Origin of the sequence: Sphingomonas sp. KC8 (assembly GCF_002151445.1) — a bacterium.
GTDB lineage: Bacteria > Pseudomonadota > Alphaproteobacteria > Sphingomonadales > Sphingomonadaceae > Sphingomonas_E.
The window spans coordinates 3512055-3536106 of sequence record NZ_CP016306.1 but is presented as its reverse complement, the minus strand read 5'-3'; the positions used below and the strand labels follow the sequence as shown (position 1 = coordinate 3536106).

The window sequence follows — 24052 nt, the reverse complement described above, 5'->3', positions numbered from 1 at the left end:
TAGTTATGGCTGCAAGCGCCCGCACGGGGTCCGCAGGGCCAGCGTTCGAAGCGTGGATGGGCGAGGCGACTGAAATAGAATGATATTTGGGGGAATCCGCAAAAATCAGCCTGTGTCGCGAACCCGCCCATCCTCAAAACGCCGCCTGCGACCCCGGCGCCGGGTGCCACGCACTAACCGTTTAAATCCCCGAACCGGCACGCCCTGTTCGCACCGATAATCAGATTGAAGGAACCGAGATGCAAGACGCTCTCCAGAATTGGCGACTTTCTCGAAAGATGCTCATCGCCTTTTCCCTGATCGCCATTCTTGTCGCCGCACTCGGCGCCGCAGCGATCATATCCAACCGGCATATGGGCAAGATCGCCGACGAACATGTCGCCAGCGGTTTGACCAGCACCTCCACCCTGTCCGACATTCGCGGTTGGGTACGTGAATACCGCATCCTCATGTACTCGCACGTCACCGAATCGACGGCTGAAGGCATGGCCAATATCGACGAGAGGGTCGTCAAGAACAAGGAAAGCATCCACGCTGCCATACCGGCATTCAAGCAGACAGCCGGCCCCGAATTTGCCGAGGACGTGGCTGATCTTGAAGGCAAGATCGATCGACTTGAAAATGTTAATGAAAGAATCTTGGTGCTTAGCCGCCAGTCGGAGGATGCTGGCGCACTTGCTTTGCTGAAAGGCGAAGGCAAGGAAGCCTCGCATGCGGTCATCAACGACACGCGTGATCTGATGGATAAACTTCTGTCTGTCTCCAAAAAGCGCGGTGACGAGGGCAGTCAGTTCTCCGAAACTGCATTCCTGTTCATGACGGCGATGGCCGTACTTTCGATTGGTTTCCTGATTTTCATCTGGAACATCCTGAACAAAATCGTATCGCGCCCCTTGGCCGAACTGGCGTCGGTCACGACTTCGCTCGCTGAAGGCAACCAGAACGTTGTTCCGCACCGCGGACGCGCCGACGAACTGGGCGATATCGCCAAAGCCGTCGAACTGTTCCGCCTTGCCGCCGTCGCGCGCCAGGAAGCGGATCGTAAACTCGCCGAAGAACAGCAGCTCGTCACCGCCACGCTGGGCGACAGCCTGGCAGCACTGGCGCAGGGCGATCTTACCGCCGATGTAAAGGCCGATTTCCCCGCCGGCGTCGCCACGCTCAAGACCAATTTCAACGACGCGATCGAACGTCTGCGCGAAATGATTGGCGCGGTTTCCGAAAGCGCCACGGGCATCCGTACTGGATCGCAGGAAATCGCCCAGGCATCCGAAGATCTGGCACGCCGCACCGAAGGCAATGCCGCAAGCCTCGAAGAAACGTCGGCCGCGATCGTCCAGATCGACGACCGCCTGAAGGCGACCGCTACCGCCGCGGCCCGTACCGTTGAACGCGCCGATCAGGCGATCGCCACCGTTGGCGGCGGCCGCTCGATCGCCGACGAAGCAGTGCAGGCGATGGACCGGGTGCGCGCCAGCGCCAAAGGCATCGACGAGGTGATCGAAGGCGTCGACAAGATCGCGTTCCAGACCCGCGTTCTCGCGATGAATGCCGCGGTCGAAGCCGGCCGCGCCGGTGATGCCGGCCGTGGTTTCGCGGTCGTCGCCGATCTCGTCAGCGCGCTTGCGATGCGCGCCGAGGAAGAAGCCAAGCGCGCCCGTGATCAGTTGACCGTGACGCAGACCGACATCGTGACGGCGGTGGAAGCCGTGCAGCGCGTCGACGGCGCACTGGCCGATATTTCGGGCGATGTGGGCGAAGTGCACACCCTGCTTGGCAGCATGGCGGCCGATAATCAGGCCCAGTCGGCCGCGATCAGCCAGATCAGCGTCGCGATCAGCACGATGGATCAGTCCACCCAGCAGAATGCCGCGATGGTTGAGGAAACATCGGCCGCCGCACGCAACCTGACGACCGAAGTGACTTCGCTCGCCGAACAGGCTGCCTTGTTCAAGGTCGACAGTGGCAAGCGCGCACCCGCGCGCAGGATCGTCAGCCCTTCGTCGGTGAAGGTCGCGGTGGCGGCTGCGGCCAAGCCTTATGTTTCGCCGGTCAAGGCGCTGCCGGTTCCCGCCATGGCCAAAGCCAACGGCACCACCGACATCGCTGCGCGCATCAACGGCGCCAGCAACGAGGATTGGTCCGACTTCTAAAAGCGGAACCATTCCGAATGAGTTCCGGGCGCCCGGCAGCACACACGCTGCCGGGCGCTTCTTTTTGCGTGATCAGTTCGTCGTCGACAGCTTCATCATTACAAGCCCGCTGACAATCAACAGCGCGGCCATGATCCGCGCCGGGCTGGCCTGTTCGCCAAGTACGGCAATGCCAACCACGAAAGCGCCAACCGCGCCGATACCGGTCCAGACGGTATAGGCCGTTCCAAGCGGCAAGGTTTTCATAGATATCGACAGCAAAGCGAAGCTCGCGATCATCGTGACGATGGTGATGGCGCTCGGCACGATGCGGGTGAAACCATGGGATTGCTTCATGAAGAAGGCCCAGACGATTTCCAGTACGCCGGCGATGCCCAATAATAACCAAGCCACACAGCTCTCCATACAAAGAGCCGGGCCGTCCCGGACATATGCCCAATGCTTGGGGGAGGACGTGGCCTCGCCGCGCCTATCTAGTGCTCCGGATGGACGGGTCAAGCCAGCACGTCCCACTCACGGCGGCCGGCGTCATTCCCAATCCAGCGCACCCTTTATATGTTCATGGATGAAGCCGGCCGTAAACATACCCGCAAAGACCATCATTGCGGCCCATCCGGGCTATCGGGATAGCAATGGGCCGGCGGCACAAAGCGCCAGCGCGACACCAGGAAACAGCAGCATCGGCAAATAGCCCATCAACGAGAACCGCATGACGATTGCCGACGGCAGTGCCGATATATGCGCTGCAACGAATGGAGCGGATGCCATCCACGCCATGCCTCCATAGAGGTCAAGCCGGTGTGATCCCCGTGCCTTGCCGGCACCCCGCAGCATATGGTCCGCCCGGCAACCGATCCCTCGTTCAGGCGTCGGGCAGTTACACAAAAGGGGGCACGCGGCCCCCTGTCTGGTCGATATGTCTTCCTGGCCCGTTATCGGATCAAGGGATCATGCGGTGGAAAACACATCTTGGGCGGAACGGAAATTCCGATGCGATATCGTATCCATCACCGCCCAAATCGCGCATGCATGATCAAAGGCTGGTGACCGGCGCGATTACGGGCGCGGGCTTGCGCGTCTTGGTGCGCAACACGCCCGGACGGCGATAGGCTGCCATCATTGCGAATTTCGCTTCCGTGCCTGCCAGTTCCGCGATCGTCTTCGCCGCACGCTTGGTGATCTGGCGGATCCGTTCCTTGGTCACGCCGGCATCATCCTCGATCGTGCTGGGCGAAGCGATTTCGAACAGGCGCCGTTCAATAATTTCGCGGTTGCGGGTCAGGCGCTGTTCCAGCTTCTCCAGTTCTTCCGCGTCGATGCCGTGCACCTTCGGTCGGGCCTGAACCGGGATCGCATCACCGATTTCGCACGGGTGGATCACCACCTTCTTCTTGGTGCGCGGGCGGCGGCGAAGCTGGCCGATGGCCGTGGTACGGAGATGATCGACATAGCTGTCGACCAGCGAAAGCGTGGCGCGTTGCGCCAGGTAATCCGATGCGCCGGATTCGGTGCAGGCCAGCGCGTTTTCGTCCTCGATCACGGCTTCCAGCGACGCTTCTTCGCCATCGGGACCATAAGTGACGGCGTTGATCGAAATCGTCGTCGCATCGACCTTCTTCGCCGACGGGCGCTGATCGGTCATCACGCGAAAACGAAGGCTCTGCAGTTCCCCCCGGATCTGCCAGTTCACGAAGGTCGTGAACTGCGCCTTTTCAGGTTCATAGGCTTCGATCGCGCGGTGCACGGCGATCGCACAGGCCTGTTCGGCATCGTCCCAATGTGCCGCCAGCCCATATTGGCGGATGAAGTGGCGGATGCGCGGCGCAATCAGCTTGAGAATGCGGGCAAAAGCCTTGTCCACTTCGGCGCGCTGCCGGGCCGTCGGCCGGGCGTCGCCCTCGGGTTTGTTCGCGATAACCGCGGCGACCGCCGCCTCCAGAGCAACTGTGATCTTCGACATGGTGTGCCTCCCTGCTCAAGAGGTGCAGCGCATCTGCCTGCTCCCCCCTCACCGAGTTTGAACTTCGCCGAAAAAGGTTAACAAAAGTTATTATCCAATATTCTTTGACGCTTTTTATCCTATATATTTTGACATCCAAGTTCAGAAAATATCATTTGAAAATATGATGTTGTGCGGATTTCTAGCCGCCAGAACGCTCGCCCTGGAATCGTGAAGGCTGCAAATTTTTGCCGACATATTCGTTGAGCCAGGCGCGGTGGGCGCCGGCCGCGCTGCCAGCCGCGGCGATTCGCTCGCTGGCATTGGCGCTACCGACCTGCGCGTTCAGCAGGAGTCGAGCGCGGGACGAATCGAGTCCCCCCTTCAGGAACTTGATCGCGTCGCCAAGGCCGAGATGGTGCCCGAGATAAGCGGTCTGGGCGATGCGATCGACATTTCCGCCCACTTCCACCCCCTCGCGCTGGAGGCGATCGAGATTCGCCCGCGCATAATCGGCCGTCGCCTGGATCGAGGCTTCGCCGTCATAGCGCAGCGCCAGCAGTTCGGATCGCGCCTCCGATCGCACCTTGCCCGCCGCATTCAGCCAGCCGCGTTCGCGGGCCACGCCGTTTAGCCAGGTACCCTTGCGCTCGGTTTCACCCTGCCAGGTGCCGTTCAGAAACTGGCCCAGGCCCGCCGCGCTCGATCGCGGATTGCGCGAATATACCAGCCAGCGCCCCCCCGGCCCCTTGGCCGATTCCGCATGGACGATCGCTGCCAGCGCCGCTGCCGGAATGCCGGTGCGGGCGGCCGCAGAATTGAGCGCGCCCTGATATTGCGCATTCACCCCCAGCCCGCCCGCCGCAGCCGGCATGGCCGGTGCCATGGGTGGTTGCGGCGGGCGATCGGGCGAACCGTCGCCTGGCGATGATGCGGCAGGGGCAACCTGCGCCGGCAGCGGCGCCATTTCGGCCGGCCGTCGCAACGCGGCCATGGCTGGCGGGGCGGCAGCCGTCTTGGCCCCGTCACCTGCAAGCATCGCCAGCAGCGAATCCAGACTGAACTCACCCGTGGCGCGATCCACGCCCGTCACCCCGCCTAAACGATTGTCACCAGTGCCAAGGGCTGCCTGCCACAAGCGGTTCGACAGTTCGGAACGCGCCTCGGCGTAGATGATCTCGGCTTTCTGCTGCGCGCCAAGGCGGGACGGATCGATATGCCCGATCATGAGGTTAGCGACCGCCGCGACGCCTGCTTGGCCTGCACGAAAGCAGTGGCGGCAAAATCATCGATATGCGCCTGTTCGGCGTTTGCGGTCGCCCGTTCGGCGGTCTGGCGAAAGCCATCCGCCGCCGTTTCGATCGCCTTGAACGAACTATAGGCTGCAACCGCCTTGGTGCGCAGCCCTGCCAGGCGCGCGTCGATCATCGCCTGATCGCGCGCCAGCCGGGCTTTTTCCGCACACATGCGGGCGACATAGGCATGCGACGAAAACAGCACGTCGCCAGCGGCCACCGCCGCCTCGCGCTCCATCGCCGCATCCACCGCGGCGCGCGAATTTTCGACCTGCACCAGCTGATTGACCTGAACGTTGATCGCGACCCGAACGTCGTCGATCTCGCGCTGCTGGATCCGCATCGCGGAATCATAGGGCGTCTTCATCTTGGCCCTCCAATATGGCGGCAAGCGCCGCGAAGCTTTCGGTGGCGTAGCCGCGCTCATTCTTGCCCTGCTTCAGCAAGGCTTCGATCTGCGGCGCCAGATGCACCGCCTGATCAACCTCGGCGCTGGCGCCGGACTTGTACGCCCCCAGCCGGACCATCTCCTCCATGTCACCATAGGTGGAAAGCGCGCGTCGCGCGGCCAGACGGACGAGATTTTCTTCGTCGGTGTGCGCATGTGGCAAGGTTCGCGACACCGATTTCAGCACATCGATCGCCGGATAACGGCCCCGTTCGGCGATCCGCCGGGTGATCACGATATGCCCGTCAAGGATACCGCGAACGGCATCCGCCACCGGTTCGTTATGGTCATCGCCATCGACAAGGACGGTGAACAATCCGGTGATCGCGCCCTTGCCCGGCACCCCCGGCCCGGCCCGTTCCAGCAGGCGCGGCAGTTCGGCAAAAACCGTTGGCGTATACCCCTTGGTCGCGGGTGGTTCGCCGCTGGCCAACCCGATTTCGCGCTGCGCCATCGCGAAACGCGTCACCGAATCCATCAAGCACAGCACGTTCAGCCCCTGGTCGCGGAAATGTTCGGCGACAGCCAGCGTGGTCCACGCCGCCTGCCGGCGCATCAGCGCGGGTTCGTCCGATGTGGCGACCACGACGACGCTGCGCGCAAGGCCTTCCGGGCCAAGATCATCCTCGACGAACTCCTGCACCTCACGGCCGCGTTCGCCGATCAGGCCGATCACCGCGACGTCGCATTCGGTCCACCGCGCCAGCATCGACAACAGCACCGACTTGCCGACACCGGATCCTGCGAACAGGCCAAGCCGCTGGCCGCGGCACAAAGGCGCGAACAGATCGAGCGCGCGAACGCCTGTTTCTACCTTGGCGCCCACGCGCGCCCGCGATGATGCCGGCGGCGGCATTGCCTTGATCGCGCGGGGTTCCGCGCCGAACAGCAACGGCCCCTTCCCGTCGATCGGACGGCCCAGGCCATCGATCATCCGGCCAAGCCAGGCAGCGGACGGCCGCAATGTGAACTGCCCCGCCGCAAGGCCCGCCCGCGCGCCCGAGGCGATCCCCTGCGGATCGCTGAATGGCAGGCAGTGGGCGATCCCGCGATCAAGGCCAGTGACTTCGGCATCCACCATCCCGCCGGGCGCGGATACGCTCAGGCGTGAACCGATCTGCGCAGCGCCGGCCAGCCCCTCGACTTCGATCAAGGCGCCACGCACGGCAACCACCCGGCCGAACCGCCGGTCAGGCGAAAGGCCGCGCAGGCCGGCAGCGGCAGAAGCAAGCGTCAGCACAACCGCTACGCCTTATGCGCCAGCCATGGCCGGCCGGCCCATCGCTTCGGCCTCATAGGCCATCAGCCAGCGGCAATCGGCCAGCGCCCGATAGAAATCCGCGGTCGCAATCTTTTCGACAAAGCCGATGCAGGTCGCCTTGGCTTCGGCAGCCTCCAGCGCGCCCATGAATTCGCGCACCTGTTCGAGCAGCGCGTGCTGGTGCGCCGTGCGATCGCCCTGATCGATATAGGCCAGCATGCACGCGAAATAGAGCCGTCGCGCAGGCGTGTTGGCGTCTTCTGGCGTCATCACGTCGCGGCCGCGCAGCAGTGCGACATTATTCTCCACGCACAGATCCGTGCGGCCGACGGCGCGGAGCACCGCGCCGTTCACGATAATCTTTTCGCCATCGCGAAGTGAAATACGCAGCGCCATGTCATCCCCCAGCAGGCTGTTTCCTGCATTATAGGATGGCGGCCACCCGACATTGATCTGGTGGGAAAATTTTGCCGGTATTTGGTCGGCCTATCCACCCTCCTACAATGCATCTGGAACAGGCAGGCGTTTCTACGCGCCACGCCCGTCACCATGCATGGGAGAATTATGTGAGCCTCTATTCCGCTCTTTATGCCGGCGTTTCGGGTCTTGGTGCGCAGGCCAGCGCTATGGCCACCGTCGCCGACAACATCACCAATGTGAATACGATCGGTTACAAGGGCGTCTCCGCGGAATTCCGCACGCTCGTGACCGATGGCCGCGCGCGCAGCAGCTATTCAGCGGGCGGCGTCACCGCAGCCCCCCAGCAGATGATTTCCAAGCAGGGCCTGCTCCAGGCATCCAGCAGCCTCACCGATATCGGCGTCGATGGCGCCGGTTTCTTCGTCGTCCGTTCGGGGGCCGACCAGAATGGCGAAATCGCCTTCACCCGCGCCGGATCGTTCAAGCCGGATGCAGCGGGCTATCTGCGCAACACCAGCGGCTATTATCTACAGGGCTGGCCGCTCGACGCACAGGGTGGCTTCGTCAACACCGGCAATCTGAACGCGCTTCAGCCGATCCGCCCGAACGCCCTGACCGGCGCGGCCCTGCCGACCACCAAGATCGAATTGCGCGCCAATCTGCAGTCGACCTCCACCCCCATCGCCGGCCCCTATGTCGCCGGTACGATGGCGTCGGGCGCGGTTACCCCGCAATTTTCGCGTTCGGTGGATGTCTATGACGCGCAGGGCACCGCCCACCGCATCACCTTCGGCTTCGTCAAGACCGGCGCCAATGCGTGGGTGGGCGAAGTGTACGCGACGCCCCCCGGCGACGTATCCACGGTCGGCGGCGTGGCAACCGCAACCGGCGTGCTCGCCAGCGGCAACATCGCCTTCAACCCGGACGGCAGCCTCGATCTCGCCGGTTCGTCGCCCGCTCTGTTCGCCGATCTCGATATCGGCTGGGCCAATGGCGCCGGTTCGGATCCGATCCGGCTGTCGCTTGGTGACGACGGCGGCCTCAATGGCCTCACCCAGTTCGGCGGCGAATCCGCGCTGCTGTCGTCGAATGTTGATGGCGGCATGCTCGGCACGGTTGCGTCGGTTGAAATTTCCGACACCGGCGTCGTCAGCGCGATCTTCGAAGATGGCACGGCGCGCGCGATCTACCAGCTTCCGCTCGCCACCTTCCAGAACCCGGACGGCCTGACCCGCCTGGGCGGCAACGCCTACGCCATGTCGCAGGATTCGGGGAACGTCGCGATCAACAAGCCCGGCTCGCTCGGTTCGGGGGCGATCGCCGCCGGCACGCTTGAGGCGTCGAACGTCGATCTGGCGCAGGAATTCACCAACATGATCCGTTTCCAGCGCGCCTACAGCGCATCGTCGAAGATCATCACCACGGTCGACGACATGCTTCAGGAAGTCAGCAACCTGAAGCGCTGATCCGCCTTCCAGCCCGTATGCGTCATTTGCCAGTTAAAGGATTCCCACCGTGTCTTTGAACGAGATCCTCGGTTCCGCCATGTCCGGCCTTGCCGCGTCACAGGCAGGGATGCGGTCGGTATCCAACAATATCGCGAATGTCGGCACCGCCGGTTACGCCCGGGAACGCGTTTCCCTCAGCACGGGCGTAACCAGCGGACGGGTGAACGGCGTCGTGATCGGCGAACCGGAACGCGTCGCCGATAAATTCCTCGAAGGCGCGGTCTATCGCCGCGCCGGCGATATGGGCCGGTCCGAAGCCGCCGCATCCTATTTCGATCGGCTGCAATCGCTGCTGGGTGCGCCGGGAGCCGAATCCGGTCTTGCCGGCCGCCTCAGCGCGATTGCATCGTCCGCATCGAAGATGACGGGCATTCAGGGGTCGGCCCAGTCGATCGCCAAGTTCACCAGCGACGTGCAGGATTCGATCACCTCGCTCAACCAGCTGGATCGCGACATAGCGGGGCTGCAGGCCGACGTGGAATCCGAAGTCGGCTACACCGTCGAACGCGCCAATGTCCTGCTCCGCCAGATCCACGATCTGAACGACGAAGTGGCCCGCCTCGATGGCCTTGGCCGCAGTTCGGCCGGCGCGGCCGATCGGCGGATGACGGCGCTCGAAGAATTGAGCGGCCTGATGAAGGTGTCGATCCGCGAACAGCCCGATGGCCGCGTGACCATCGACACCGCATCCGGCCAGGTGCTGCTCGATAAACGCCTCCGTCAGCTGGCCTATCCGGGCGGCAGCGGCGCATCGCAGCCCACCTACCCTGCCATCGATATCCGCTTTGCCAATGCCGACGGCAAGATGGGCGCATCCACCGGTGAAAAGATCGATTCCGCCGCCGTGGGTGGCAAGCTGGGCGGGTTGATCGATTTGCGCGATCGCGCCCTGCCCGAATTTTCCGAAAAGCTGGGCGTGCTGTTCAGCGGCATTGCGGAATCGCTCAACGCCGCGTCCAATTCGGGCACCACCTTTCCCCCGCCCGCTTCGCTCGAAGGCCGGGCCAGTGGATTGGTCGGCACCGACCGGCTGGGTTTCACCGGCACGGCAGTATTCGCCGTGGTCGGCGCCGATGGCACGCTGGTGGCCAAAACCAACGTGGATTTCTCCGCGCTGGGGGCTGGCGCCACGGTCGATGATGCGATCAACGCGATCAATGCCGGCCTTGGCGGGCAGGCCACCGCAACGATGGTCAACGGCAAGCTTTCGATCACCGCCACGGCGCCCGGCAACGGCATCGCCGTCGCGCAGGATCCGGCCAATCCCAGCGATCGCGCCGGCGTCGGCTTCTCGCAATATTTCGGCCTCAACGACATCATTCGCAGCGAAGATAGTTCGCTCGTCCCGTCCGGCCTGATCGCCAGCGATCCGCATGGCTTCGGTGTCGGTGAAACCGCCGAAATCGTCCTGCGCGACGCATCCGGCCGCGCGCTGACCAGCTACACGCTCACCGGATCGGTCGGGTCCAGCTACGGCGATCTCGTCACCGAACTGAACGGCAGCCCGCTGGGCGGCTTCGGCAGCTTCGCCCTCGATGATCGCGGGCGCATCCAGTTTCAGCCCAATGTCGCCACAACCGGCGCCACCATCTCGATCCCGTCGGATTCGACGAACCGTCTGGGCACTGGTCGCTCTTTCTCCTCGCTTTCCGGGTTGACCGGGCAGGCCAGCGGTTTGGGTGGCGCCGAAGTTCGGCCCGATATGCTCGCCAGCGCCTCCCGCGTGCCGCTTGCCCAGTTGCAGCTGAACGTCGCGGTCGGCGAAAAAGCGATCGGCGCGGGCGATACGCGGGGCGCGACGGCCTTTGTCGATAATCTCGCAAAAGCGGTCGATCTCGGCAAAGACGGGGTGATTACCGTCGAACGCTTCTCCAGCCTTCTGCTCGGCCGCGCGGGGGCGCAGGCAGCGCAGGCGCAAAGCGCGCTGGACGATGCATCGGCCCGCCGCGATGACGCCATCAACCGCCGCGACAGCTTTGCCGGTGTCAATGTCGACGAAGAACTGGCGCAAATGGTGGTGTTGCAGAACAGCTATTCCGCCGCCGCACGCGTCATGACCACCGCGAGCGAAATGTACGACACGCTTATCGCGATGCTGAAATAAGGAAGAGATATCATGACCCGGGTAGCCACGATTCCGTTGCAGCGAACCATGTCCGGCGCGATCCAGCGTTCCCAGCAGGGCCTGGCCACCAGCCAGATCCAGCTGAATACCGGCAAGAAAGCGAGCGACTATGCTGGTCTCGGCACCGATACGGTGCGGACGCTTTCGGCCCGCGCGATGCTCGCCCAGCAGGAATCGCACAAGGCCGTCGCCAGCCGCATCGGCACGACGATGGAACTGTACCGGGCCAATCTCGGTCAGATCGACGACAGCGTCAGCAAGCTGCGTGAACAGCTGCTCAACGCGGTCGGCACCGGCGACGGCCCCGGCCTGCAAAATGCGATCGAATCGGCGTTCAATGATTTCCGGTTCGCGATGAATGCGTCCGAAGGCGGTCTGCCGCTGTTCGGCGGTTCGCAGACGAACACCAATCCGCTGAAACCCAATTCGCTGGCTGATACGATCGGGCTTAATCCAGCCGATGCCTTCGCCAATGATCAGGTTCGCGGATCGGGCCGCGTCGGCGATGGCATCGACGTGGAATATGGCATCGTCGCAAGCGATGTCGGTCCCAACATGATCGTCGCTTTCCGCACGCTGGCCGAAGCTGGCCCGTTCGGCGACAAGCCAACCGCGGCCCAGATGGCAGCCCTGAAGCAGGCCGTCGGCGAATTTGATACCGCCCTCATCGACGTTCGCGCAGCCGACGGCGAAAATGGCCGCAAGCAGAACCAGGTCGAAACGCTCGGTATCCGTGCGGAAGACCGCGCACTGCTGCTCGAAGACGTGATCGGCAAGGTCGAAAATGCCGATATGGGCCAGGTTGCGATCGACATCGCCCAGCGCAAGTCGATCCTCGAAGCGTCCTATTCGGTATTTTCCCAGTTGTCGGGGCTTTCGCTGGCCAATTTCCTGCGCTGAACGCGCGCCACCGCCAGTCGTCCAGAAGGGGCGTTCCGCATTGCGGAACGCCCCTTTTTCGTGGCCATGTCATGGCAGCGATCAATAAAAACGGCCATGCCGGTCTGAACCAGCATGGCCGCTATCATCTTGCGAAGGTGGATCGTCCCGGCGGGCCGATATCAGGCGCCGATCGGCTTTCCGGTAATCGGCCCCGCTTCGATCAGTTCCGCCAGATCACCCGCCGGGCTGACATTGGGAAGCGCGGCCATCGCCCGCGCAACCACGGCCGGATCGATCGATCCAACCACCGCGGTCAGCATGTCGAACGCTGGCGCGGTGGGCAGGCCCGCAAAGGCCGGGCCATAGCGTGCGCGCAGCCCGGATAGCGACTCTTCATGCCCCAGCATCGCCAGCGCGATCGCGTGACGCAGGATAGCGGCCTGCTGCACGTCGCTCAGATTCCCCGCCGGCAGCGGAAGCGTCGCGGCGGTTTCGGTGGCCAGGCCGGCCCAGTCGCGCCGCTTCCATAGGATTTCGGCACGCAGCACCGCCGCGCCCGGAACATCCTGGAGAACCGCGAACGCCTCCTCGACCTTGCCGATCTGGCTGAGCGCCACGGCCTCTACCCGTTTGCGGGCATAGATCATGTCGTCGGGATAGCTGCCATTCACGGTCTTGCGCAGCGCATTCAGCGCGCGATCGGGCCGCCCTGCAAGGATGTGGAGCGAGGCGACCTTCGCCGAAAGCGGTCCCTGCGCCAGATCGCGCGCGCGGACGAACAACTGGTGCTCCAGCAAATCGGCGGCGCGGCTGTAAAGCCCGCCCGCCTGCAGTCTCTCGCCCAGCCTGGCGACCAGAAAATCGCCTTCGGCCCCGCTTGGCGCCAGATCCCGATACTCCCAGTAAAGACCAGCCGCCTGATCCACCGGCATCTTGCTTTGCGGGTCCAGCGCGGCGGCCAGCTTTGCCTGCAATCCCGCCACGAATTGCGGCCCCTGCCGGCCCGGATCGTAAAAGCGGAACAGGGTAGCGCCAGCGCCCAGCGCGCCTTGCAGGTCGTTGGTCTCGACGCTCAACCGATAGCTCAGCCGCAGCGCCCGTTCCTCGACATGATCGCCACGCCAGACATAACGCACCGCATCCAGCTGCTTCAGCGCCGCCCCGTTCGATAGCGTGCCGTTCGCCACCTCGGCTTCGATCGCGCTCAACCGCGCGTCTATCCGCTGGCCCATCGACCCGCTTTTTTCCACCCGCGCGAACCGCAAACGGGCTTCGGCCGCCTGCCCCAGCCCGAGATAGGCGCGGCCACGATAGAGGTTGGCCGCCGGATCCCGGTCCGGCAACAGCGCCAGCCAGCGCATCGCCATTTCCGGCTTTCCGCTTTCCACCGCTGCCCGCGCCACCGCTGTCAGAAATGGCACCCGCGATGCTCCCTTGCGAGCATTGAGCGCGGGGCGCGCGCAATCGACCTGGCTCAGCGCCTGATCCGCGAACCCGGTTTCGGCCAATGTTCGCGCCCGCCAAGCACAGGCCTCGGCATTATTGACAAGGCCGGGAGCCGACAATTCGGCAAAGCCATCCGCAGGACGCGCCATCAGCGCCAATGCAGCGCCGCGCGCCAATCGAAACGCGTCAACCATCAGCAAATCGGGATCGTCCTGGCGCATCACGTCCAGCACACCCAGCGCCTCCGATCCCCGGCCGCGTCCGATCAGGCTGCGCGCATAATCCCAACGCGCCTGCTGGCGGCTATAGCCGGATGCCCGGGCCAGCGCCTTCCATGCAATTTCATCGGCTATCACCGCCCAGGCAGACGGCATGGTCACGCCGGGCTGCTGGGCCAGTTCCGCCGCAAAGCCGGGCAGGCGTGCACGCGGCGGCGTAACGGGTGCCGGCGATCCCGGCGCCGATACGGCTTCGGGCGCGTTCGGCTGCGAATTGGCTGTCACGACAGGCGCAGATGGCGCGGATGCGATGGCGGCCGATGCCAGCAGGAATGGCAATTTCATACCGGGCGCGCCTCGAACAGGCCGAACGCTGCAATCAGCGCACCGCCAACGCCGCAGCCAACGATAAACAGCACAGCCAGCGCCAGCAGCGGAAAGCCGCTGGATGCCGTCGGCTGGCCACCGGCTTTGCCCACACCGGGCGCGGGCGACGCGGCGGCTGCGGGGTTCATATCCTCGCGGCGCCGGCGCGGTGTTGCGGTGGACCGATCCTGGGAAACGACTCTTACCCGGCCGGGTCGCTGATCGCGGCTCATCTGGTACTGCCTCGTATAATTTCATCCTATTATAGGATAAGATGCGCGAACCCGGCGGTTTCGCGACCGAACAATCCAGCCGGTCCACGGCCCAGAATGCGAAAAGGTCCATCATGCGCAGACAAATCGTGATCGTCGCAACCGCATTGTCGGGTCTGGCCGGTGGTAGCGTGGCCAGCGCCGCCGATCCTGCCGCGGTCGCCGTGAACGATCCGCATTTCGTGCCGCTGGAACGGATCACGGCGCCAATCTTCAGCACCAGCCGGATCGAAGGATCCGTCGACGTTACCCTCGTATTGCAGGCAGCGGATGCCGGCGCCGCCGCGACAATGACCAGGCACATGCCCGAATTGCGGGCGGCATCGCTGGCCGCGACGATGGAATTTGCCCGCCTCTACGCATCCGGGCTGACGGCCGTGAATGCCGAACAATTGAGCGCCGATCTGACCGCTGCACTGAAGCGCACCGATCCGGCCATTGCCCGCGTCCTGATTGTAAAGGTCGCGGCCCAGCCGGCCTGACGCACCCGCCATATCCCGTAAAAAATGGCCCGGCCCGCTTGATGCAGGCCGGGCCTTTTTTTTGCCGGTGAATGATCCGCCCAATGGCGGCCGAAAAGGCGGGCCTGCATGTCGCAGTTCCGCCCCCTTGTTCGTCAGCGCGTCGCTCGGTCCCCGGGACGGGCCGGCGCCGCCGGCTTTGCGGTGTCCTTTGGCTTCGGCGCAACCGCATCGGCCCGCGCCTCGGGCCGGGCTGGCCGCTTGCCGGCCAGCGCCATGCTCAGTTGCACCGCTGCATTGGGGCTCATGTTCGATACGATCAGCGCCGTCGAACGCTCACGCATCCGCTTGGCCACTTCGGTCTGCACCTCCATATCAAGCCGCTCGAAAATCACCGCTGCCTTGGCGGGCTTCATCGTCTGATAGATTCGCGCCAGATCGTCATAAGGCTCGTCAGGTTCAACGGCCTTTGCGCCATTGCCCCCCGCGCCCGGCCTGCCCGCTTCGGATTGCCGCGCCAGCAGATCGGCCTTCAGCCGTTCCTCGGTCGCGCGCGCCGCCTGCTCGCGCAACTCTAGTCCACGCTTCTGGTCCGCCAGCGCCTGATCGCGCTCGCGCACGCTCTGCTGGATGGATACGCCAAGCCGGGTCGCGGGCGCCGGTTCGGCCGCCGGCGCGGCTACCGCCACCGCATTGGCAACCGCCGACAGCGCCGCCGCACCCGCCGTCATCGCCAGCAGCGAAGGCCGTCCGGGCATTGCCCGCCATCTGGCCGCCATGGCCATAACCTGATCGATCCCGGGCAAGCGGGCGATGGATGCGGGCACCATCACTGCGCCTCCGCCATCGCGGGCATGGGTGTCGCTGCCGCCACTGTCGTGCGGCTGGCCGACGAACCACCGCGTTTGCGACGGCGGGCCTTGGCGACCGGCTTGTCCGCGGGCAGGCCCGGTTCGTTCGCGGCCACAACGGCATTGGTGCTGGCTGCCGCATCCATGATCCGTTCGGCAACCGCATTGCCGATACCCACCATCACCGACAGTTCGTCGCGCAGCGTCTCGCCCGATTGGATCGTGCGCACGCTGGCGGCGCCATCGGTCGCCAGGATATCCTTCAATTCGGCGAGCACCGTGCGCGCCTGCGCGGTCGCGCGATCAAGCTGCTTTACTGTTTCGCCAAGGTCGCCGGTCTGGATGGCCTTGAACGCCCGCATCATCCGCGCGCTCTGCACCAGCACCGCAACGCACAGCGCCATCAGCAGGATGTTCGTGAAGGTTGCGAAAGTCATTTGGGGAAACCCTTCGAAATGTCGGTCACCATCCGGATGGCGATATTGCTGCAACGCTGGCCGATATGCGCGTGGCCCAAAGGCACACCGCCGCAATGAACCTCCAGCGGATCATCCGGCCCGCGATTGAGCGCGATCGTCTGCCCGACCGCCATGTTCATCACATCGTGAACGCGCATATGCTTTTCGCCCAGAACGACATCAACCAGCACTTCGGTGTTGTGCAGTTCCGACGCCATGTGCGTTTCCCACATCCGATCGCGGCCCAGCTTTTCGCCCATGAACCGCTGGAGCAGCTTCTGGCGCACCGGTTCAAGCGTCGCATAAGGCAACAGGATGCTGAATTTGCCCCCCCGCCCTTCCATATCGACGCGGAAGGTGGCGACGGCAGCGATGTTGCTTGGCCCCGCGATCGCGGCAAAGCGCGGGCTCGTCTCAACCCGCTCCAGTTCGATCGCGATCGGCTCGATCACCTCGAACGCGCCGGCGAAATCATCAAGCGCAAGCTGCACCATTTTCGAAACGAGCATCGTTTCGATCGTGGTGAAGGCGCGGCCTTCGATGCGCAGCGCGCCCCCGCCCTTGCGGCCGCCCAGCAGGGCATCGACCACGGCATAGATCAGCCCGGAGTCGACCGAAACGACGCCGTAATTCTCCCACTCACGCACCTTGAACACGCCCAGCATCGCCGGCAGCGCGACATGGTTCATGAATTCGCCAAAGCGGGTGGAGGTGATCTCTTCTAGGCTGACGTCGATCGCGTCGGACGTCAGGTTGCGCATGCTGGTCGCAAAGGTGCGGACCATGCGTTCGCACACCACTTCCAGCATCGGCAGCCGTTCGTGGCTGATGACGTTGGATTCGATAACCGCCTTCAAGCCGCTTTTCTGTGTCGTCGGTGCATCGCCGTCGAAACCGAACAGCGCGTCGATCCCCGCCTGATCGAAGGTGACATCGTCCCCCATCGGCATGATCGGCGGATCGGGCAGCGCGAAATCTTCGAAATCGTCGCTCATTGCTGGATCAGGTCCTGAATCAGAACATCGCGCACGGTGCCCGCGCCCAGCACGCCGGTCGCTCGCGACATCATTTCCTCCTTCACGCGGAACACGGCCGCCGAACCGTTCAGGTCTTCGGGCCGCAATTCGCGCAGGAACGGCTGCAGCGCATCGAGGATGACGGGCAGTTTCTGCTTGATCTCCTCGGTCTTGCCGGGGTCGGCGGCAACGACGATGAAGCGCAGCTTCAGGAAGCGCGCCTGGCCGTCGCCACTGCGCAGGTTCACGATCATCGGCGGCACTTCGATATAGGCGGCGGACGATGCGTCGCTGGCAACGGCCTTGGCGTCATCTTCGTCCGCGCCGCCCATCAGCGCGTAACTCGCGCCCGCACCGCCCAGAACCAGCGCCGCAACGGCCGCGGCGATAATCATGCCACGCTTGCCGAAACGCCCCGGCTGGGCCGCCGGCGCCGGCGTGGTTTCACTGATTGCATTGGTCTGCACGCATTCACCCCCTTCAACCGCTTAACCCGTCCATCCGAAAAGGTTGGGACGCGTCCGGTTTCCCGATTTCTCACCTATTATAGGATGGGTGCTCGGCAAATTTTGCCTGGCGCACATTTATCGCCGAATTTTCCGAGGTGGTTTGATGGACGTGTCATCCTATGTGCTGCTGAGCCACGAACAGGCGCTGCGCCGGCGGCTCGATGTCACCGCGAACAACATGGCCAACAGCAGCACCGTGGGGTTCAAGCGCGAACAGCCGCTGTTTCATGAATATGTCGAAAAGACCCGTGAAGCACCGATCGAAGACGCCAAGAAAACCTCGTTCGTGCTCGATTATGGCGCGATCCACGATGTGACGCAGGGTGCGTTTCAGGCAACGGGCAATCCGCTCGACGTGATGATCGATGGTCCCGGCTATCTCAACGTCGAAACCGCCGATGGCGGCGTTGCCTATACCCGCGCGGGCTTCATCAAAATTCTGGAATCAGGCGATCTCGCCACATCAAGCGGCCACCGCATCCTGGGCGATAATGGCCGCCCGATCACCGTTCCGCCCGAACAGATGAATTCGATCACCATCGCCGCCGATGGCACCGTCATGGGCCGCGAAGGCCCGCTCGGACGGATCGGAATCACCAGTTTTGCCGACGAAAACATGGTGTCCCCGCGCGGCGACGGCATGATGGCCGGCACGGGTGGCCAGGCACTCGCCGCCGGCCAGACCAAGCTCAAAGTCGGCGGTGTCGAGGGATCGAACGTCCAGCCGATCGTGGAGACGACCGCCATGGTCGAAATCCTGCGCTCCTACCAATCCAGCATGCGCATGTCCGAAGCCCTGAACGACATGCGCAAAACGGCGATCGACAAGCTCGGCCGCGTCAACTGATCCATCCGGATCTTTCGTTTTTCCTGATCCCAATATTCTTGTGAAAGGCATGAAATGCGTTCTCTTTCCATCGCCGGCACCGGCATGCTCGCACAACAGACCAATGTCGACGTCATCTCCAACAACATCGCCAACATGAACACCACCGGGTTCAAGCGGCAGCGCGCCGAATTTCAGGATCTGCTCTACCAGCAGGTGTCGCGCCCCGGCGCCTCGTCCAGCGCCGATGGCACGCGCGTGCCGTCGGGCATCCAGATCGGCGCCGGCGTGCGCACCGGCGGCGTCTATCGTATCGCCGAACAGGGTCCGATGACCAACACCGGCAACCGCTACGACATGGCGATCGATGGTCCCGGCTATTTTCAGGTCGCAATGCCCTCGGGCGAAATCGGCTATACCCGCGCCGGTTCGTTCCAATTGTCCGATCAGGGCGAACTGGTGACGACCGACGGCTATCGCGTCCAGCCGGATATCACCATCCCGCAGGGCGCGCTCGACGTGGTCGTCTCCAAGACCGGCGAAGTGCAGGTCAAGCTCGCCGGCCAGCCGGAATTGCAGACGGTCGGGCAGCTCGAACTATCCACCTTCGTCAACGAAGCCGGGCTGGAAGCGATCGGATCGAGCTTGTTCCTGGAAACATCGGCATCGGGCCAGCCCACCGTCTCGCTGCCCGGCCAGCCCGGTTTCGGCACGCTGACGCAAGGCTTTCTGGAGGCATCGAACGTCAATTCCGTTGCCGAAATCACCGCCCTGATCACCGCCCAGCGCGCCTATGAAATGAACAGCCGCGTGGTGAAGACCGCCGACGAAATGCTCGCCACCAGCAGCCAGCTGCGGTGATCGCAATGCGCCTCCTTATATCCGCGTTCCTGCTTGCAGGCGGGGGCACCGCGGCGATCGCGCAATCGGCGCCGCCGACGATCGATGCACCGGTGCTCGTCCGCACGATCGAAAAAGGCGATCGGGTGTCGGCCGCGGATTTCGAGGCGGCGCCCGTCAGCGCAACCGCGGCACGCAGCGCCATATCGCCACGCGATGCGGCGGGGATGGAAGCGACGCGGCGGTTGCTGGCCGGCCAGCCGGTGCGGGGAACGGACCTCGCCCGGCCGCAGGCCATCCGCCGCGGCGAAGCCGTCACCATCGCGCTCGTATCGGGCGCGCTGTCGATCACGACCGCCGGGCGGGCGCTGTCGGGCGGCGGCGTCGGCGAACCCATCCGTGTCGTCAGCCTCAGCACCAATCGCACGCTGGATGGCGTGGTCGAGCAAGCCGGCCGTGTCCGCGTCGCCGGCCAATAGGAGAGTATCGATGAAGCGCGTCATATCATCCCTGCTGCTCGTCACCATGTTGTCGGGTTGCGGCGTCCCCGGCCGGCTCGCCAATGTCGGCCGCGCGCCAAAGGTTACGCCGATGGAGGATCCGGTGGCTCCGATCATCGAACCCTCCCTCGGCAATCAGGCCGCCGCGCACCGCGCCGGACGGACACCGCCCCCGCCGCAGCCGCCGGCGACCAGCGCGTCGCTGTTCCGCACTGGTGCTGGCGCCTTCTTCCGCGATCAGCGCGCGTCGCGCGTGGGGGATATCGTGACGATCCGGATCAACATCGCCGACAAGGCGGTGGTCGACAATTCCACCTCGCGCACCCGCGCCGGCGCGGAAAGCGGCGGCATATCGGCCCTGCTCGGGCTGGAAAGCCAGATCGGCAAGATCCTGCCCGGCAATCCCGATCCATCGACGCTGGTCGACACCAGTTCGAACTCGAAGGCCGTCGGCGCGGGCAACACACAGCGCAGCGAACAGATCAACATGACGGTCGCGGCGCTGGTGACGGATGTCCTGCCCAACGGCAATCTGATGATCCGCGGCCGCCAGGAAGTGCGCGTCAATTTCGAACTGCGCGAACTGATCGTCGCCGGCGTTATTCGCCCCGAAGATATCGCCCGCGACAACAGCATCCGGCACAGCCAGATCGCCGAAGCGCGGATCATCTACGGTGGTCGCGGTCAGTTGACCGACGCGCAGCAGGCGCGCTGGGGCCAGCAGATCTATGACGCGCTGTTCCCGTTCTGACGGATGGCGTCGTCAACATTTTGTTAGCCATAAATAAAGTCGGTGAATTGCTACTGCCTCCCATAATTTCTTCCCAGAATGAAAGGCGACCCGATGCAAGCGGGATCGTCGGGGGCCAGCGCACTGGCCCAGGTCGAAGAATTCGGCTTTTCATCCAAGAAGGAATGAAACAATGGCATTTTCGGTAAACACCAATGTCGGCGCGATGGCCGCTCTCCAGAGCCTCAACGCGACCAACCGTGGCATGGCGACCACGCAGAGCCGCATCAACACCGGCCTGAACGTCGCCTCCACCAAGGATGACTCGGCCAAATATGTCATCGCGCAGACCCTGCGTGGCGACCTTGGCAAGCTGAGCGCGGTCACCTCCTCGCTCACCAATGCGAAAAGCGTGACGGATACGGCGGTTGCCGGTGCCGAGCAGATCTCCGACATCCTCAACCAGATGAAGTCGAAGGCGCTCGAAGCGTCGGACAACGGCCTCGACGTCGAAAGCCGCACGGCGATCTCGAAGGATCTGGTGGCGCTGAAAAAGCAGGTCAACACGATCATCGACGGTTCGGACTTCAACGGCACCAACCTGCTGAAGGGCCCGTTGGCCACCGGCAACAAGGTCAGCGCGCTGCAGTCGATCGCATCGGGCGCGGCCACGCTCGACGTCGCCAATCAGGACTTCACGGCGCTTTCGGACGCGGCTCTCGGCGTCGCCGCTACGGACACGACGATCACGGATCTCAACAAGACCACCGTCACCGCCGGCGTCAACGACGGTGCGGCAGCAGCCAAGGCCCTGGCCGGAACGCTGGACGTCATGTTCACCGCGGTGAAGACCAGCCTGAGCGCATTGGGTTCGGCTTCGCGCCAGATCGACGGCCAGCTCAGCTTCAACAGCAAGCTGACCGACGTTGTGACCGCCGGCATCGGCAACCTGGTCGACGCCGATCTCGCCAAGGAATCGGCAAAGCTTCAGGCCCTTCAGGTCCAGCAGCAGCTGGGCGTGCAGGCTCTGGGCATCGCCAACCAGGCGCCGCAGACGATCCTGTCGCTCTTCCGCTAAGGAAAGGCGCGGGGCTTCATCCCTCCCCTCACCCCCCTCGGGGATGGAGCAGATCGCACGGAAAGGCCGGGATGGTTCACCATCCCGGCCTTTTTGCGCACGCAGCGCGCCACCATGATCAACATTTTGTTAGTCATAAATAAAGTCGGTGAATTGCTACTGCCTCCCATAATTTCTTCCCAGAATGAAAGGCGGCCCGATGCAAGCGGGATCGTCGGGGGCCAGCGCACTGGCCCAGGTCGAAGAATTCGGCTTTTCATCCAAGAAGGAATGAAACAATGGCATTTTCGGTAAACACCAATGTCGGCGCGATGGCCGCTCTCCAGAGCCTCAACGCGACCAACCGTGGCATGGCGACCACGCAGAGCCGCATCAACACCGGCCTGAACGTCGCCTCCACCAAGGATGACTCGGCCAAATATGTCATCGCGCAGACCCTGCGTGGCGACCTTGGCAAGCTGAGCGCGGTCACCTCCTCGCTCACCAATGCGAAAAGCGTGACGGATACGGCGGTTGCCGGTGCCGAACAGGTCTCCGACATCCTCAACCAGATGAAGTCGAAGGCGCTCGAAGCATCGGACACGGGTCTCGATACGGAAAGCCGCACGGCGATCTCGAAGGATCTGGTGGCGCTGAAGAACCAGATCAACACGATCATCGACGGTTCGGACTTCAACGGCACCAACCTGCTGAAGGGCCCTGCAGCCACCGGCGGCAAGGTCAGCGCACTGCAGTCGATCGCCACGGGTGCAACCACCCTGGACGTCGCCAACCAGGATCTTACGCTGGCCTCCACGACCGCACTGCAGGCGAGCGGCACCAACACGGATATCGATGCGCTCAACGTTGCCGCCACGGGTGCCGCAGCAGCAGCGACGCTGGCCGGCAAGCTGGACACCATGTTCGCAACCGTGAAGACCAGCCTCAGCACGCTGGGTTCGGCTTCGCGTCAGATCGATGGCCAGCTCAGCTTCAACAGCAAGCTGACCGACGTTGTGACCGCCGGCATCGGCAACCTGGTCGACGCCGATCTCGCCAAGGAATCGGCAAAGCTTCAGGCGCTTCAGGTCCAGCAGCAGCTGGGCGTGCAGGCTCTGGGCATCGCCAACCAGGCGCCGCAGACGATCCTGTCGCTCTTCCGCTAAGGAAAGGCGCGGGGCTTCATCCCTCCCCTCACCCCCCTCGGGGATGGAGCAGATCGCACGGAAAGGCCGGGATGGTTCGCCATCCCGGCCTTTTTGCGCACGCAGCGCGCCACCATGGCCAACATTTTGTTAGCCATAAATAAAGTCGGTGAATTGCTACTGCCTCCCATAATTTCTTCCCAGAATGAAAGGCGGCCCGATGCAAGCGGGATCGTCGGGGGCCAGCGCACTGGCCTAGGTCGAAGAATTCGGCTTTTCATCCAAGAAGGAATGAAACAATGGCATTTTCGGTAAACACCAATGTCGGCGCGATGGCCGCTCTCCAGAGCCTCAACGCGACCAACCGTGGCATGGCGACCACGCAGAGCCGCATCAACACCGGCCTGAACGTCGCCTCCACCAAGGATGACTCGGCCAAATATGTCATCGCGCAGACCCTGCGTGGCGACCTTGGCAAGCTGAGCGCGGTCACCTCCTCGCTCACCAATGCGAAAAGCGTGACGGATACGGCGGTTGCCGGTGCCGAGCAGGTCTCCGACATCCTCAACCAGATGAAATCGAAGGCGCTCGAAGCGTCGGACAAGGGCCTCGACAAGGAAAGCCGCACGGCGATCTCGAAGGATCTGGTTGCCCTGAAGAACCAGATCAACACGATCATCGACGGTTCGGACTTCAACGGCACCAACCTGCTGAAGGGTCCTGCAGCCACCGGCGGCAAGGTCAGCGCACTGCAGTCGATCGCCACGGGTGCAACCACCCTGGACGTCGCCAACCAGGACCTTACGGCGGCCTCCACCACTGCCCTTGAAGTGGGCGGCACCAACGTCGAAATCGACAAGCTGGCCTTGACCGATGACGGCACCGCCAACACCGGTTCCGGCGCGGCCTCAGCCCTCGCGACCAAGCTGGACGCGATGTTCGCAACCGTGAAGACCAGCCTCAGCACGCTGGGTTCGGCTTCGCGCCAGATCGACGGCCAGCTCAGCTTCAACAGCAAGCTGACCGACGTTGTGACCGCCGGCATCGGCAACCTGGTCGACGCCGATCTCGCCAAGGAATCGGCAAAGCTTCAGGCGCTTCAGGTCCAGCAGCAGCTGGGCGTGCAGGCTCTGGGCATCGCCAACCAGGCGCCGCAGACGATCCTGTCGCTGTTCCGCTAAGGAATGATGGCGGCTTCATCCCTCCCCTCACCCCCCTCGGGGATGGAGCAGATCGCACGGAAAGGCCGGGATGGTTCGCCATCCCGGCCTTTTGGCATCTGCGTCAGCAGCCCGCATTTCGGGCAATCAATATCGTGATGAACAA

Annotated in this window: 24 protein-coding genes; 12 read left to right on the top strand and 12 right to left on the bottom strand. The window is 63.7% G+C overall.

Annotation, left to right across the window (positions count from 1 at the left end):
* Window positions 1-239: 239 nt before the first annotated feature.
* Window positions 240-2153: a HAMP domain-containing methyl-accepting chemotaxis protein gene (locus KC8_RS16720; RefSeq protein ID WP_029624565.1), complete on the top strand. Its 1914-nt coding sequence runs from the start codon at window positions 240-242 to the stop codon at window positions 2151-2153.
* Window positions 2154-2225: 72 nt separating this feature from the next.
* Here KC8_RS16720 and sugE read toward each other — a convergent pair whose 3' ends face one another.
* From sugE to KC8_RS16685, 6 genes are all read right to left on the bottom strand, one after another.
* Window positions 2226-2546, bottom strand: a complete 321-nt coding sequence (sugE, locus tag KC8_RS16715; RefSeq protein ID WP_029624564.1) for a quaternary ammonium compound efflux SMR transporter SugE — start codon at window positions 2544-2546, stop codon at window positions 2226-2228.
* A gap of 640 nt (window positions 2547-3186) precedes the next feature.
* Window positions 3187-4113 carry a DNA-directed RNA polymerase sigma-70 factor gene (locus KC8_RS16705; protein WP_010125757.1) on the bottom strand — a complete coding sequence of 309 codons (927 nt, stop codon included), beginning with the start codon at window positions 4111-4113 and terminating at the stop codon, window positions 3187-3189.
* Window positions 4114-4294: 181 nt separating this feature from the next.
* Window positions 4295-5320: a hypothetical protein gene (locus KC8_RS16700; protein ID WP_010125756.1), complete on the bottom strand. Its 1026-nt coding sequence runs from the start codon at window positions 5318-5320 to the stop codon at window positions 4295-4297.
* Complete coding sequence (locus tag KC8_RS16695; protein ID WP_010125754.1) at window positions 5317-5754, bottom strand: hypothetical protein; 438 nt, start codon at window positions 5752-5754, stop codon at window positions 5317-5319. The genes KC8_RS16700 and KC8_RS16695 overlap by 4 nt, the downstream gene beginning before the upstream one ends.
* A complete protein-coding gene (gene fliI / locus KC8_RS16690; protein ID WP_010125753.1) occupies window positions 5738-7075 on the bottom strand; it encodes a flagellar protein export ATPase FliI in 1338 nt (445 codons plus the stop codon). Before fliI ends, KC8_RS16695 begins: the two co-directional genes overlap by 17 nt.
* A gap of 12 nt (window positions 7076-7087) precedes the next feature.
* Window positions 7088-7492, bottom strand: coding sequence for a flagellar biosynthesis repressor FlbT (locus tag KC8_RS16685; RefSeq protein ID WP_010125752.1), 405 nt, complete (start codon window positions 7490-7492; stop codon window positions 7088-7090).
* 170 nt (window positions 7493-7662) lie between these two features.
* Between KC8_RS16685 and flgE the strand changes: the two genes are divergently transcribed.
* Genes flgE through KC8_RS16670 form a run of 3 tightly spaced genes read left to right on the top strand, consistent with a single transcriptional unit; the run spans window position 7663 to window position 12049 of the window.
* On the top strand, window positions 7663-8982 hold the full coding sequence (gene flgE / locus KC8_RS16680) for a flagellar hook protein FlgE (protein WP_010125751.1): 1320 nt from the start codon (window positions 7663-7665) through the stop codon (window positions 8980-8982).
* 49 nt (window positions 8983-9031) lie between these two features.
* Entirely contained in the window at window positions 9032-11128 is a 2097-nt protein-coding gene (locus tag KC8_RS16675; RefSeq protein WP_029624563.1) for a flagellar hook-associated protein FlgK, read from the top strand.
* A gap of 12 nt (window positions 11129-11140) precedes the next feature.
* Complete coding sequence (locus KC8_RS16670; protein ID WP_029624562.1) at window positions 11141-12049, top strand: flagellin; 909 nt, start codon at window positions 11141-11143, stop codon at window positions 12047-12049.
* 161 nt (window positions 12050-12210) lie between these two features.
* On the opposite strand, the gene KC8_RS16665 is transcribed toward KC8_RS16670, so the two are convergent.
* Window positions 12211-14040: a hypothetical protein gene (locus KC8_RS16665; RefSeq protein ID WP_010125747.1), complete on the bottom strand. Its 1830-nt coding sequence runs from the start codon at window positions 14038-14040 to the stop codon at window positions 12211-12213.
* Entirely contained in the window at window positions 14037-14294 is a 258-nt protein-coding gene (locus KC8_RS16660) for a hypothetical protein (RefSeq protein WP_010125746.1), read from the bottom strand. The genes KC8_RS16665 and KC8_RS16660 overlap by 4 nt, the downstream gene beginning before the upstream one ends.
* Window positions 14295-14407: 113 nt before the next feature.
* Between KC8_RS16660 and KC8_RS16655 the strand changes: the two genes are divergently transcribed.
* Window positions 14408-14815 carry a hypothetical protein gene (locus KC8_RS16655; RefSeq protein ID WP_029624561.1) on the top strand — a complete coding sequence of 136 codons (408 nt, stop codon included), beginning with the start codon at window positions 14408-14410 and terminating at the stop codon, window positions 14813-14815.
* A 134-nt stretch (window positions 14816-14949) separates the two neighbouring features.
* Here the strand turns inward: KC8_RS16655 and KC8_RS16650 are convergent, their stop codons facing one another.
* The 4 genes from KC8_RS16650 to KC8_RS16635 are packed head-to-tail and all read right to left on the bottom strand — an operon-like array spanning window position 14950 to window position 17586.
* Window positions 14950-15624 (bottom strand): MotE family protein, encoded by a 675-nt coding sequence (locus tag KC8_RS16650; protein WP_010125744.1) that lies wholly within the window; start codon window positions 15622-15624, stop codon window positions 14950-14952.
* Window positions 15624-16082, bottom strand: coding sequence for a DUF6468 domain-containing protein (locus KC8_RS16645; protein ID WP_010125743.1), 459 nt, complete (start codon window positions 16080-16082; stop codon window positions 15624-15626). Before KC8_RS16645 ends, KC8_RS16650 begins: the two co-directional genes overlap by 1 nt.
* Window positions 16079-17098, bottom strand: a complete 1020-nt coding sequence (gene fliM, locus KC8_RS16640; RefSeq protein WP_010125742.1) for a flagellar motor switch protein FliM — start codon at window positions 17096-17098, stop codon at window positions 16079-16081. The genes KC8_RS16645 and fliM overlap by 4 nt, the downstream gene beginning before the upstream one ends.
* Window positions 17095-17586 carry a flagellar basal body-associated FliL family protein gene (locus tag KC8_RS16635; RefSeq protein WP_010125739.1) on the bottom strand — a complete coding sequence of 164 codons (492 nt, stop codon included), beginning with the start codon at window positions 17584-17586 and terminating at the stop codon, window positions 17095-17097. The genes fliM and KC8_RS16635 overlap by 4 nt, the downstream gene beginning before the upstream one ends.
* Before the next feature lie 145 nt (window positions 17587-17731).
* Between KC8_RS16635 and KC8_RS16630 the strand changes: the two genes are divergently transcribed.
* The 7 genes from KC8_RS16630 to KC8_RS16600 all read left to right on the top strand — a co-directional run bounded on the left by KC8_RS16630 (window position 17732) and on the right by KC8_RS16600 (window position 23907).
* Window positions 17732-18475 (top strand): flagellar hook-basal body complex protein, encoded by a 744-nt coding sequence (locus KC8_RS16630; RefSeq protein WP_010125737.1) that lies wholly within the window; start codon window positions 17732-17734, stop codon window positions 18473-18475.
* Between the two features lie 54 nt (window positions 18476-18529).
* Complete coding sequence (gene flgG, locus KC8_RS16625) at window positions 18530-19315, top strand: flagellar basal-body rod protein FlgG (RefSeq protein WP_010125736.1); 786 nt, start codon at window positions 18530-18532, stop codon at window positions 19313-19315.
* A gap of 5 nt (window positions 19316-19320) precedes the next feature.
* On the top strand, window positions 19321-19773 hold the full coding sequence (gene flgA / locus KC8_RS16620; RefSeq protein WP_010125735.1) for a flagellar basal body P-ring formation chaperone FlgA: 453 nt from the start codon (window positions 19321-19323) through the stop codon (window positions 19771-19773).
* Window positions 19774-19783: 10 nt separating this feature from the next.
* The gene (gene flgH, locus KC8_RS16615) at window positions 19784-20545 is read left to right on the top strand and encodes a flagellar basal body L-ring protein FlgH (RefSeq protein WP_010125734.1); all 762 of its coding nucleotides are present in this window, start codon (window positions 19784-19786) and stop codon (window positions 20543-20545) included.
* 172 nt (window positions 20546-20717) lie between these two features.
* Window positions 20718-21602, top strand: coding sequence for a flagellin (locus tag KC8_RS16610; RefSeq protein WP_010125733.1), 885 nt, complete (start codon window positions 20718-20720; stop codon window positions 21600-21602).
* Between the two features lie 278 nt (window positions 21603-21880).
* Window positions 21881-22747: a flagellin gene (locus KC8_RS16605; protein WP_010125732.1), complete on the top strand. Its 867-nt coding sequence runs from the start codon at window positions 21881-21883 to the stop codon at window positions 22745-22747.
* Window positions 22748-23025: 278 nt separating this feature from the next.
* Window positions 23026-23907: a flagellin gene (locus tag KC8_RS16600; RefSeq protein WP_010125730.1), complete on the top strand. Its 882-nt coding sequence runs from the start codon at window positions 23026-23028 to the stop codon at window positions 23905-23907.
* Window positions 23908-24052: the final 145 nt, after the last annotated feature.

Excerpts from the sequence above, each read along its gene's own strand:
- flgH (WP_010125734.1), top strand. The coding sequence starts at position 19,784 with ATGAAGCGCGTCATATCATCCCTGCTGCTCGTCACCATGTTGTCGGGT.
- KC8_RS16720 (WP_029624565.1), top strand. The coding sequence starts at position 240 with ATGCAAGACGCTCTCCAGAATTGGCGACTTTCTCGAAAGATGCTCATC.
- KC8_RS16605 (WP_010125732.1), top strand. The coding sequence starts at position 21,881 with ATGGCATTTTCGGTAAACACCAATGTCGGCGCGATGGCCGCTCTCCAG.
- KC8_RS16645 (WP_010125743.1), bottom strand. The coding sequence starts at position 16,082 with ATGACTTTCGCAACCTTCACGAACATCCTGCTGATGGCGCTGTGCGTT.
- KC8_RS16670 (WP_029624562.1), top strand. The coding sequence starts at position 11,141 with ATGACCCGGGTAGCCACGATTCCGTTGCAGCGAACCATGTCCGGCGCG.
- KC8_RS16610 (WP_010125733.1), top strand. The coding sequence starts at position 20,718 with ATGGCATTTTCGGTAAACACCAATGTCGGCGCGATGGCCGCTCTCCAG.
- KC8_RS16600 (WP_010125730.1), top strand. The coding sequence starts at position 23,026 with ATGGCATTTTCGGTAAACACCAATGTCGGCGCGATGGCCGCTCTCCAG.
- flgA (WP_010125735.1), top strand. The coding sequence starts at position 19,321 with ATGCGCCTCCTTATATCCGCGTTCCTGCTTGCAGGCGGGGGCACCGCG.
- KC8_RS16665 (WP_010125747.1), bottom strand. The coding sequence starts at position 14,040 with ATGAAATTGCCATTCCTGCTGGCATCGGCCGCCATCGCATCCGCGCCA.
- KC8_RS16660 (WP_010125746.1), bottom strand. The coding sequence starts at position 14,294 with ATGAGCCGCGATCAGCGACCCGGCCGGGTAAGAGTCGTTTCCCAGGAT.
- fliM (WP_010125742.1), bottom strand. The coding sequence starts at position 17,098 with ATGAGCGACGATTTCGAAGATTTCGCGCTGCCCGATCCGCCGATCATG.
- KC8_RS16700 (WP_010125756.1), bottom strand. The coding sequence starts at position 5,320 with ATGATCGGGCATATCGATCCGTCCCGCCTTGGCGCGCAGCAGAAAGCC.
- flgG (WP_010125736.1), top strand. The coding sequence starts at position 18,530 with ATGCGTTCTCTTTCCATCGCCGGCACCGGCATGCTCGCACAACAGACC.
- KC8_RS16630 (WP_010125737.1), top strand. The coding sequence starts at position 17,732 with ATGGACGTGTCATCCTATGTGCTGCTGAGCCACGAACAGGCGCTGCGC.
- KC8_RS16650 (WP_010125744.1), bottom strand. The coding sequence starts at position 15,624 with ATGGTGCCCGCATCCATCGCCCGCTTGCCCGGGATCGATCAGGTTATG.
- KC8_RS16705 (WP_010125757.1), bottom strand. The coding sequence starts at position 4,113 with ATGTCGAAGATCACAGTTGCTCTGGAGGCGGCGGTCGCCGCGGTTATC.
- KC8_RS16695 (WP_010125754.1), bottom strand. The coding sequence starts at position 5,754 with ATGAAGACGCCCTATGATTCCGCGATGCGGATCCAGCAGCGCGAGATC.
- KC8_RS16655 (WP_029624561.1), top strand. The coding sequence starts at position 14,408 with ATGCGCAGACAAATCGTGATCGTCGCAACCGCATTGTCGGGTCTGGCC.
- KC8_RS16685 (WP_010125752.1), bottom strand. The coding sequence starts at position 7,492 with ATGGCGCTGCGTATTTCACTTCGCGATGGCGAAAAGATTATCGTGAAC.